Annotated in this window: 8 protein-coding genes and 3 tRNA genes; 3 read left to right on the top strand and 8 right to left on the bottom strand. The window is 59.7% G+C overall.

The genetic code is table 11. The annotated features are described in order from the left end of the window. The first annotated feature begins 208 nt into the window (after positions 1-208). The gene (locus AC1DXW_RS16875) at positions 209-415 is read left to right on the top strand and encodes a hypothetical protein (RefSeq protein WP_108217769.1); all 207 of its coding nucleotides are present in this window, start codon (positions 209-211) and stop codon (positions 413-415) included. Positions 416-702: 287 nt separating this feature from the next. Here the strand turns inward: AC1DXW_RS16875 and AC1DXW_RS16880 are convergent, their stop codons facing one another. Beyond that, a complete protein-coding gene (locus AC1DXW_RS16880; RefSeq protein ID WP_477756023.1) occupies positions 703-1,359 on the bottom strand; it encodes a trypsin-like peptidase domain-containing protein in 657 nt (218 codons plus the stop codon). 331 nt (positions 1,360-1,690) lie between these two features. Between AC1DXW_RS16880 and AC1DXW_RS16885 the strand changes: the two genes are divergently transcribed. After that, positions 1,691-2,098 (top strand): hypothetical protein, encoded by a 408-nt coding sequence (locus AC1DXW_RS16885; protein ID WP_477756022.1) that lies wholly within the window; start codon positions 1,691-1,693, stop codon positions 2,096-2,098. A gap of 128 nt (positions 2,099-2,226) precedes the next feature. Here AC1DXW_RS16885 and AC1DXW_RS16890 read toward each other — a convergent pair. Further along, positions 2,227-2,303: transfer RNA gene (locus AC1DXW_RS16890), tRNA-Val, on the bottom strand. A gap of 184 nt (positions 2,304-2,487) precedes the next feature. On the opposite strand from AC1DXW_RS16890, the gene AC1DXW_RS16895 reads away from it, so the two are divergent. Next, positions 2,488-3,771 (top strand): NAD(P)/FAD-dependent oxidoreductase, encoded by a 1,284-nt coding sequence (locus AC1DXW_RS16895; RefSeq protein WP_477754006.1) that lies wholly within the window; start codon positions 2,488-2,490, stop codon positions 3,769-3,771. Between the two features lie 176 nt (positions 3,772-3,947). On the opposite strand, the gene AC1DXW_RS16900 is transcribed toward AC1DXW_RS16895, so the two are convergent. The 6 genes from AC1DXW_RS16900 to AC1DXW_RS16925 all read right to left on the bottom strand — a co-directional run bounded on the left by AC1DXW_RS16900 (position 3,948) and on the right by AC1DXW_RS16925 (position 10,226). After that, on the bottom strand, positions 3,948-4,919 hold the full coding sequence (locus AC1DXW_RS16900) for an XdhC family protein (RefSeq protein WP_477754005.1): 972 nt from the start codon (positions 4,917-4,919) through the stop codon (positions 3,948-3,950). A gap of 1 nt (position 4,920) precedes the next feature. Next, the gene (locus AC1DXW_RS16905) at positions 4,921-6,156 is read right to left on the bottom strand and encodes a c-type cytochrome (RefSeq protein ID WP_477754004.1); all 1,236 of its coding nucleotides are present in this window, start codon (positions 6,154-6,156) and stop codon (positions 4,921-4,923) included. Between the two features lie 2 nt (positions 6,157-6,158). Beyond that, positions 6,159-6,698, bottom strand: coding sequence for a (2Fe-2S)-binding protein (locus tag AC1DXW_RS16910; protein WP_007982256.1), 540 nt, complete (start codon positions 6,696-6,698; stop codon positions 6,159-6,161). Then, positions 6,691-9,522, bottom strand: a complete 2,832-nt coding sequence (locus AC1DXW_RS16915) for a xanthine dehydrogenase family protein molybdopterin-binding subunit (protein ID WP_477760231.1) — start codon at positions 9,520-9,522, stop codon at positions 6,691-6,693. The genes AC1DXW_RS16910 and AC1DXW_RS16915 overlap by 8 nt, the downstream gene beginning before the upstream one ends. Positions 9,523-9,980: 458 nt before the next feature. Further along, a tRNA-Asp gene (locus AC1DXW_RS16920) sits at positions 9,981-10,057 on the bottom strand. 92 nt (positions 10,058-10,149) lie between these two features. Then, positions 10,150-10,226, bottom strand: a tRNA-Asp gene (locus tag AC1DXW_RS16925).

Below are 10,226 nucleotides of genomic sequence, written 5' to 3' on the forward strand. Positions count from 1 at the left end.
ATGGCAAAGAATCCGGACTATCATCCACAGTGGCCCGCCATTCGTCGCCTACGAAAACACAACGAAGAACTCACCCACATCCGCGGCTTGAGGATTGCTAAGATCGCGCGTAGCAGCGGCCGGAACAACATGATTCTGACGCAGTAGCCATTCAACCAATGCTTAAGGACTCCAGCGATACGCTTGGCCAGTCACCAGGAGATGTAACGTGTCAACGCTCAACGAAATCGCAATGAACCACGCAAGAATGGCTAGGGAAAAGGCAGCAGAATCGACCGAACCGAGCGAGCGGCAGCTCCAGATTGTAGGAAGCATCGAGGTACCGTCCATTGAAGTACAGCAGAACATCCCACTGCACCTGATCGCGGGAGTGCAGGAGGGACATCTTGCCCATGCGACGGGTTTCGCGCTCTGACCTTTTATGAGGCAGGCGACACCCGGATCGATGTATCCGGCAACAGCTGCGCAGCGATCGGCATGCGGACGTATGCGTGGGGAGCCACCAGAGAACCAAATACCGGGACGTGCCTGCTCGAGATGCAGGCGTCTTCGCAAATCATGGCAAGGTCTGCTCTTGCTGGATGTATTGCAACCCGAGAAGCCTCGGTGAGCTCACCATGCAGGAGCTGCGAGCTGACCTTCCCATTCAAGAGTGACAGCAGAACCCGGCCGCCACGCCGCTTATTGATTGATAGCTAAAAGCTACTTCACGACATACCTCGTGCCGTGTGGATCGTTGAGTTTTGCCTGCAATATCCCCCACTCGCGCTGAATGATCGAGTAAGGAATAAAGATGCTGATCCTCTCAGCCTCCTTTACGCCGGAGTGAGTGCTCACATCGTTCAGAGTGGTTGAGTAGAAACCGATATTGATGCCGACAATACAGCCGTCACTGGTGAGGACCGGCCCACCCGACATGCCCTTGACCAGCGGGGCATCATGGATGGCATAGAGATCACCGCTGTGTTCGTCGGCATTGACGAAAGGCGTTTGATACACCTTGCCTTTCCCGGTAGTGGTCATGAGGTAAGGACTCGTCCCAACGGCAGTGATGCTCTCGCCCACACGCGGTGCGCGCCATGATGGGTAGCGGCCGCTGGCCTTGTGCTGGATGAAGACGAGATCGCAGCCTGTACTGCAGCTGTACTTCACGTTGGGGATGAACGGAGTGTGGCGGGTGGTTACCGCATAGTCATCGTTCCATTGCACGGCCGAGGCCACGTATAGATACGGTGCGGGAAACCCCGAGTGGACTAAAAAGTATGAATCATTGGCAGGACCCGAAAAGTCGGGTTTTACGATGCCGTTGCATCCTGCAGTTACAGCTCCAATTAAAAAGTAGGCCATGATCTTGATCATGATATATCACCGACTTAATTGGGAGAATGCGACTGTTTTTTGTTGTCATTATTTTGGCTTTTGTCGGATTGCAGTACTCCTCGCCGCTTGCTCTAGTTGGACGTTTTCTTACTTATGGCTGAGATTGTAATGACGCGTATGAATAAATCGTGCTAAGGCCAATCGCTTTTCGATCAACTTCAAAGTTCAAATATTTGGCGCCTGAAAATTGTTAAAGACGAGAGAAAAAACCAGGCGTTGCTATCGACGCCTTCGTTAATGGCACCAACGATCATGGAAAGCGGTGCCTACCTGAATCAATCGCTATGCCCGTCACCCACAAGAGCGACAAGTGCAAGCGGTCGCGGTCGCGGTCGCGGTCGCAAGCGCAAGAAGATTTACATCGGGCACCTATACAACAGGCAATTCGCCAATAGCAAACCCGGACCGTTTCAATATCGACGGAACGGGTTTTAGCGGTAGTACCAAGTCAACTAACCTTTCTAAAGAGCAGTCATCCATAGCCGGCAATCCAGACACTACCGGAGTTAAAGGCATGGTTATTCCTCACTGTTTTATTGATACGTCCAGGCACCAGGATATTAAGCCGTCACTGACAGGGTTAATGGTAAAAACACTGGAGCCTGGCTGCATGCGCTGTTATGTAGTGGGCACTACGAACATCACGATTGAATATCGGGTGGTAACACCGGCTATAGGGGGGATCATGAGTATCACCGTACAAACGACGGCGCAGTAACGCGAGGCAAGAGGCTTAGGCCTCCTGCTTTTAGCAGACCAGGAAAAATCTCATAAAATTTCAAACAACGAAAAAGGGCCCACCTTTCGGTGAGCCCTTCTAGACCGCCCAGCAGAGCGGATTTTGTTTGGTAGGCGCGATTGGACTCGAACCAACGACCCCCACCATGTCAAGGTGGTGCTCTAACCAACTGAGCTACGTGCCTGCTGTGAGGCGGCATTCTACGGAATTCCGGAGGGGTGTCAACACCTTTTTTCGAGCTAACCCTATGAATATGCAAAATATTTAATTTTGCCGGTGCAAAGAAGATTTTCCGGGTGGCTGGCGGGCGTTTTTCAACTCGGGTACGATCGGCGCACTCGTAAAATATATTAAACAGAGGCTGCCGGATGGCTAACACTCCCTACCCCGAGTCCTACTACGCCGCATCGGCCAATGCGGTTCCGCCGCGCCCGGCGTTGCAGGATGATGTCGAGACCGATGTCTGTGTGATTGGCGCCGGTTATACGGGGTTGTCCTCTGCCCTGTTTCTGCTGGAGAGCGGCTTCAAGGTCACGGTGCTCGAAGCCGCCAAGGTGGGTTTCGGGGCGTCCGGGCGTAATGGTGGGCAGATCGTTAACAGCTATAGCCGCGATATCGATGTCATCGAGCGCACGGTCGGTCCCAAGCAGGCCCAGTTGCTGGGGCAGATGGCGTTCGAGGGTGGGCGAATCATTCGTGAGCGCGTCGCCAAATACAGCATTCAGTGCGACTTGAAAGACGGTGGCGTGTTCGCCGCGATGACCGCCAGGCAAATGGGGCACCTCGAATCCCAGAAGCGCCTGTGGGAGCGTTTCGGGCACACCCAGCTTGAGTTGATGGATCAACGTCGCATCCGCGAGGTGGTTGCTTGCGATCAGTACGTCGGCGGGATGCTCGACATGAGTGGCGGCCACATCCATCCGCTTAACCTGGCACTGGGTGAAGCGGCGGCGGTCGAGTCCCTGGGCGGCACGATTTACGAGCAGTCGCCCGCGGTGCGCATCGTGCGCGGCGCGAATCCGGTGGTGCACACGCCGCAAGGCAAGGTCCGGGCTAAATTCATCATCGTCGCCGGCAACGCTTATCTGGGCAATCTGGTGCCGGAACTGGCCGCCAAATCGATGCCTTGCGGCACTCAAGTGATTACCACCGAGCCACTGGGCGAAGAACTGGCGAGGACCCTGCTGCCTCAGGACTACTGCGTTGAAGATTGCAATTACTTGCTCGACTACTACCGCCTCAGCGGCGACAAGCGCCTGATCTTCGGTGGCGGCGTGGTGTACGGCGCTCGGGATCCGGCGAACATCGAAGCGATCATTCGACCGAAGATGCTCAAGGCATTCCCGCAGCTCAAGGACGTGAAGATCGATTACGCGTGGACGGGCAACTTCCTGCTGACCCTGTCGCGCCTGCCCCAGGTCGGACGCTTGGGCGGCAACATCTACTACTCCCAGGGCTGCAGCGGCCATGGCGTGACCTACACGCACCTGGCGGGCAAGGTACTGGCCGAAGCGCTGCGCGGCCAGGCCGAGCGTTTCGATGCCTTTGCCGACCTGCCCCACTACCCGTTCCCCGGCGGACAAATGCTGCGCACACCGTTTGCGGCATTGGGTGCGTGGTATTACGGATTGCGGGACAGGTTCGGATACTAAGCGACACGCAATACATTGTGGGAGCGATCTTGCTCCGGGCGGCGATCCGACGATGGCGGACTGGCAGGCGACATCCCTGTTGAATGTGCCGGCCTCATCGCGAGCAAGCTCGCTCCCACAATGATTGTTGGATATTCGCAGATGTTGCGTACACCCGCTCCCACAGGGGTTTTGGGTTAGAGCCGATCCCGAGGGATACCGCTGCGAATCCGCAGGATGTCCGCCAGCACTGCCAGGGCGATCTCCGCCGGCGTCTTGCTGCCCAGGTTCAGCCCGATGGGCGCATGAATCCGCGCCAACTCGGCATCTCCCAGACCACCAATTCGCCGCAACCGCTCGAAGCGCTTTTGCGAGGTCTGCAGGGAGCCCATCACACCGATGTAGAACGCCTCGGTGCGAACAGCCTCCATCATCGCCAGGTCATCGATACGTGGATCGTGGGTCAACGCCACCACCGCCGTGTCGCTGTGACAGCCGCCGTCAGCGATGAACATCGACGGCAGTTGACGGCGAATCTCCACGTTTTCCAGCACGACGCCTTCCAGCACTTCGTCCCGCGGATCACACAGAATCACCTCGAAGCCCAGGCCCACGGCAAACTCCGCACAGGCCTGGGCGACACTGGAATACCCCGCCAACAGCAAGCGCTGGGCCGCGCCGACGCGCACGCGCACCCGGTCGATTTCACGCTCGATACGCATACCCTGCTCACGATCATCGAACAGGCTGCACGCACCGCTTTGCAGATCCACTTCGCGGATCAACCGACGCCGGCCCAACAGCGCCGACTCCAGCTCGCACAGATGCGCCTGCACGTCACATTCGGCATCCAGCTTCTCGACCAGCACATCCAGCACCCCGCCACACGGCAGGCTGACGCGCGAGCGTGGGTCGTTGTCTTCGCCGTAACGAACAACGCTGACCGGCTGCAGAAACGCGCCCTCGGCGACTCGCTCGAGAAAGTCCTCCTCGACACAACCACCGGACAGCGAGCCAATCCAGTGCCCCTGCGTGTTCACCGCCAGCAGCGAACCCGGTGCGCGCGGTGCCGAGCCATAAGTGGCCAGCACCGTACACAGCCAGATGCGCTGACCGGCCGCCGACCACTCCAGCGCCCGGCGTATCACTTGCAGATCGAGATGCTGCATATCAGTGGGCCTTGTGCTCGAGCGGCGCATCGGCCCGCAGCTTCTGCACGTCGTTCACCGCCAGATCATTCGGCTGACCGCCCCAGCCCTGACGCAGGTAGTTCAGCAGATCCGTGAGTTGCTCGTCGCTCAATTTCCCGGCGAACCCTGGCATCGGTTGCATGTGTTCGAAACCGGAGAACTTCTGCTCACCGATACCGTCGTCGATCACCCGCACCAGGTTGCGCGGATCTTCCAGGCGCAACGTGGTGTTGCCGCGCATGGCCACGGCGATGTGCGGCTTGCCCTCACCACCCGGCGCGTGACAACCGGCGCAGACATTCAAATATTCCTGACGGCCGCGCTGGGCGCTCGGGCTCAGCTTGTCCAACGGCACTTCGGTGAGCATTCTCGCCGCCGGCGGCTGATCGCCGAGCAGGAAAGTCGCCATCGCCGCCAGATCCGGATCGCTGAGGCCCTGGGTGCTGTTGTGGAACACCGGGAACATCTCATTGAACATCGTGCCCTGGGCGCTCATACCGTGCTTGAGGAACGAGCTCAGGTCCTGATGATTCCAGCCACGGGCCGCCAGGTCAGTGGCCAGCAGGCTCGGCGCCAGATAACCATTGAGAATGCCACCGGTCATGCGCCTGTCCTGCTGCATCGCGCCCGGCAAGCCGCGTGGGGTGTGGCATTCACCACAGTGACCCAGCACGTCGACCATGTACTGGCCACGCTTCCAGGCTTCGCTCTTGCCTTCGGCAGGCTCCAGCTTCACGTCCTTGCCGTACATCATGTTCCAGCCCATCAGGCCCAGGCGCACATTGAACGGGAAGCTCAGGCTGGTGACCGGCGCGGCGCGCTCGATCGGTTCGACGGTTTTCAGGTAGGCATGAATCGCGTCGGAATCTGCGCGCGGCATCAGGTGATACGAAGTGTACGGCATCGCCGGATACAGGTTGGCGCCATCACGGCGCTTGCCTGCGGTCAGCGCGGCGAAGAACTCGTCATCGTTGTACAAGCCGATGCCGTGCTCTTTGCTCGGGGTGATGTTGGTCCCGTAGATCGTACCGAACGGCGACACGATCGGCAGGCCGCCCGCATAGGGTGCGCCACCCGGTGCGGTGTGGCAGGCCATGCAGTCGGCGGCGCGGGCGAGGTATTCGCCTTGCTTGACCTGCGCATCATCCGCGTGAGCCACCACCACAGGCGCAGCCAGACCTACCGCCAATGCCAGGCGGCCAAGTAGAAGCTTCATGCTTAACCCTCCTTGACCAGGCCGAGATCGGTCAGCACGTTGCGGGTGGCGCTGTAGTAGCGCACGTACCCGGTGCAACGGCAGATGTGATGACCGAGGCTGTCCTCGATGACTTTTTCCAGCTGGCTTTTGACGATGGGCTGACGCTGCAGCTTTTCCACCAGCACGGTCGCGGCATTCACGAAGCCCGGCGCGCAGTAGCTGCACTGGAAGGCGAATTCGTCGACGAAGCGCTGCTGGATCGGGTTCAGCTCGGTGACCTTGCCCTGCTCGTCGCGGGTCGCATGGCCTTCGATGGTCCGCACTTTCTTGCCTTCGAAATAGTGTGCGCCAGTGATGCAGGTGCGCACTTCTTCGCTGGTGCCGTCGGGGTTGTCGACGATCACCACGCAGGCGTGGCAGATGCCCTGGCCGCAGCCCAGGCGCGAACCGGTGAGGTTCTTGTATTCGTGCAGGTAGTCGATCATCGGCAGGTCATCAGGGATGTCCACCGGGCCGACGGATTGACCGTTGAGGGTCAGTTGAAGCGGACGGTTAGCCATTGAGGGCCTCCTTGATGCGTGCAGAAGTGATAGGCAGGTCGCGGACACGTTTACCGATGGCATGGGCCACGGCGTTGCCGATGGCGCCGACCACCGGGATCATCACCACCTCGGCGATGCCCTTGGACGGGTCGCTCGGCGAGAGTGGCGGCAGGATGTCCGCCGTCTGTTTCCACACCGCGACGTGACGCGCCATCGGCAGGCGGTAACGGTTGAAGTTCCAGTCACCCTCCCCCGGACCACCTTCGTACAACGGCATTTCCTCCATCAGCGCGTGGCCGATGCCCATGGCGATCCCGCCTTCGAGCTGGCCCCTGACCAGTTCTTCCACCAGCACCCGACCGCACTCGACCCACGAGTGGTGGTTGAGCACCGACACTTCGTTCGAACCCTTGTTGACCTTCACTTCCACCAGCGTCGCCACCGGGCTGTAGTAAGTCACCGCCGCGTTGTTCAACTGGGTTGCCGGGTAGGCGATGTTCTGCCGATCCAGCAGATGGAAACCGGCGCTGTTCATCTGCGCCTTCTTCGCCTTCGGTGCACCGTCGCCGTACTTCACGGCCAGGCCATCGAGCGGCAAGCGCTCACGTACGCCGTCGATGCTGAACTCGGCCTCGGCCCAGCTCCAGCGGTTGAAACCGTGCACGGTGGCGCCGCTTACCAGGCCACGCTCGTGAACACGTTTGGCGAGCATGGCGAATGGCAGTGGCTCCATGCCGTTGGCCGTGAGCTTGCCGTCGACCCAATGGGCGTCTTCGCGGCGCACCACGTAAGGGTTGGCCTGACCGCCGTAAGGGCCTTGTCGCCAAATCTCCCGCGCCGCCGGCCACAGGCCGTGGTTGAACAGCACGCGCGCCGCTTCACGAGTGGCGTGGCTGAAGTAGTACGCCGAGTTGGTGGCCGACGAAGCCGAAGCGACCTTGCCGACCCAGCGTGGATTGCGCAGGAAGTTGTCCTGCTCGGCCTGGCTCATGATGTACGGGTTGCCGCCACTGATCAGCTGCAACTCTTTCCATTCGGTTTCGCCGGTCTTCACTTCGTGCGCAGGGAGACCAAGGAAGTCGGCCACGACCATGGCCTGGGAGGTGGACATGCCGGTGCCGATTTCGATACCGATGTGGCGCAGGCTGATGCGACCTTCGGCAGTGAATTCGATGCTGGCCATCGGCGCTTCGGAACCGGTACCGAAGTCTTTCTGGCAGATGGCAAAACCCACGCCGTACCAGTTGTCCGGATCGGCGGCTTCGCGTTGTTTCTTGATCGCGTCGCGGTTTTTCCAGGTGTCGTGGACGGCCGCCTTGTCGAGAATCTCGTGCAGGCGCAAGGCACCTGCCGGGATCGCGCCCTGGGTGTTTTTCATGCCCGAGCGCAATGCGTTCTTGCGGCGCAGCTCAATGGCATCGACACCGAGGCGACCGGCGATTTCATCGACCATCATCTCGGTCGCCGCCATGCTTTGCAGGGTGCCATAGCCACGCATCGACCCGGCTTCAACGGCGCGGGAGTGATAGGCCGTGACCTGCAGATCGTTCTGCGGCATGTAGTAGATCGACTGTGCCGCCGTTGCGCCCACCGCCGCCACTGACGGGCTGTAGTTGATCCGCCCGCCACCGTCGACGCTCATCTCGGAGCGGAAAATCTTGAAGCTGTGGTCGGTCTTGTCCACCGCCAATTGATAGCGAATGTCGAACGGGTGCCGCTTGATGCCGCTCTGGAACTGCTCGTAGCGGTCGTTGGCCAGGCGCACCGGTACACCGGCGCCGTACAACGCTGCTAGAGCTGCGTAGTAGACGAAAATGTTGTGGTCTTTGGAGCCGTAACCGACGGTATAACCCGGGTGCATGTTCAGGTTGGCCAGGCCGAAACGCGACGGCGCGATCATCTTCGCGGTCTCGGTCGCGGCTTCCAGCGGGCATTGGGTAGCGACGACGAAATGCAGGGTCTTGGTGACCGGGTCGTACCAGCCGTTGCCGTTGTCCGGCTCCAGGGCGGCCGGCTCGATCGACGGGGTCTTGTAGCGTTCGTCGAACACCAGCCAGTTGTCCGGCGGCGTATCGATCTGCTGCTTCATACGGTCGGCGTAGAACAACCCGCGCTCGGTCAGGTTGCCGTGCAGGTTCGGCTGGGAGTTCCACACCGGACGCCGGTTTTTCAGCATCGGGAACAGGRTCGAGTCCTTGAGGCTGGCGAACTCGTCTTCGTCGGCCGAGGTCGCACCGCCGACGCGCACGTAGCGGAAGCTTCCGTAGGGATCGCCTTCGTAGAACGGTACCTGGGCACCGTAACGAATCGCCTTGTCATTGAACTTGAGTTGGTTCTTGGCCTGACGGAAGCGCTCGAAGTCGTTCCAGATCAGGATCGCTACAGGGTGCCCGATGAACATCGGCACCTTGCCGGCCGGCAACAGCGGATCGGGCGCGTGCTCCTCAGGGAACACGATACCGTCCTTGACCAGGTCTTCGGCGGTGACGATGCGGTCCGGTTGCAAATCGGCACCGAGCCAGGACAGGTCGATGCCTGCAAAGATGTGGTCCGCCTTGATGGTTTTCAGCAGCATGGCGTGGCCCTGCTGCTGCGGCCAGCCCGGCATGTCCTTGGCGCGGATGTCGCGGGCAAAGACTTTGCTGCCGCAGACCTTGGACAAGGCATCGTTACGGGCGCGCGCCTTGCCGTTGTTGCCGAGCCACTGCTCGGACGGCACGGTCACGCTGTTTTCCATCAAGGCGGCCAGCGCCTGGCTGCTCAATGGCGTGAGCGTCACGCTCACGCCCGCTACCAGCCCGCCCTGAAGGAACGAGCGCCGGGATATATCACGGTTGGACATGGATCATCCTCTGGGCGGTCATGGGGTCCGCCCTTCTGGTTATGCTCTGGAAATCTCGAGTCTTGCAGAAGCCCTTTTCGACGATGCAAAGGGCTGTGTTGACAGTGCAAAGCTGACCGAAAGGTTAAGTTTATAGACTTATGACCTTACGGAAAACCAAAAACTGACCGACAAATCAAAAAAATGCGACTATTCAACGCAGCACGTTAACAGTAGCCATGAATCTCGGTAGCGCGAGGTCAGAGGCGCCGCTGAACGACGGCGTCGTCAGCTCCAATCGGCCACTCATGCAAAGGGGCATGCAGAAAGGTCCGTTTGGAAAAAGGCGAGAGGAGAAAAACCTGAATTTCAGACACAAAAAACCCCGGTCTTTCGACCAGGGTCTTTGCTATCGACTCGAAGTAAACCAACGGCTTTCTTCGTAGCTCCAAGGCGTTCAGTTGGCCTTGGGGCAGATATGGCGCAGCGGACGGGACTCGAACCCGCGACCCCCGGCGTGACAGGCCGGTATTCTAACCGACTGAACTACCGCTGCGTATCGCTTTGGACTTGCGCCCAAGTAACTCGTCTGATTGAAAACTCAGTAGCTTTTCAATCTCGAGCCAGGCATGCCCGACTCGGAAAATATGGCGCAGCGGACGGGACTCGAACCCGCGACCCCCGGCGTGACAGGCCGGTATTCTAACCGACTGAACTACCGCTGC

It is taken from the genome of Pseudomonas sp. P4_C4 (genome assembly GCF_056402055.1).

Coding starts and splice junctions, on each gene's coding strand:
- AC1DXW_RS16880 (WP_477756023.1), bottom strand. CDS start 1,359: ATGATCAAGATCATGGCCTACTTTTTAATTGGAGCTGTAACTGCAGGA.
- AC1DXW_RS16895 (WP_477754006.1), top strand. CDS start 2,488: ATGGCTAACACTCCCTACCCCGAGTCCTACTACGCCGCATCGGCCAAT.
- AC1DXW_RS16900 (WP_477754005.1), bottom strand. CDS start 4,919: ATGCAGCATCTCGATCTGCAAGTGATACGCCGGGCGCTGGAGTGGTCG.
- AC1DXW_RS16905 (WP_477754004.1), bottom strand. CDS start 6,156: ATGAAGCTTCTACTTGGCCGCCTGGCATTGGCGGTAGGTCTGGCTGCG.
- AC1DXW_RS16910 (WP_007982256.1), bottom strand. CDS start 6,698: ATGGCTAACCGTCCGCTTCAACTGACCCTCAACGGTCAATCCGTCGGC.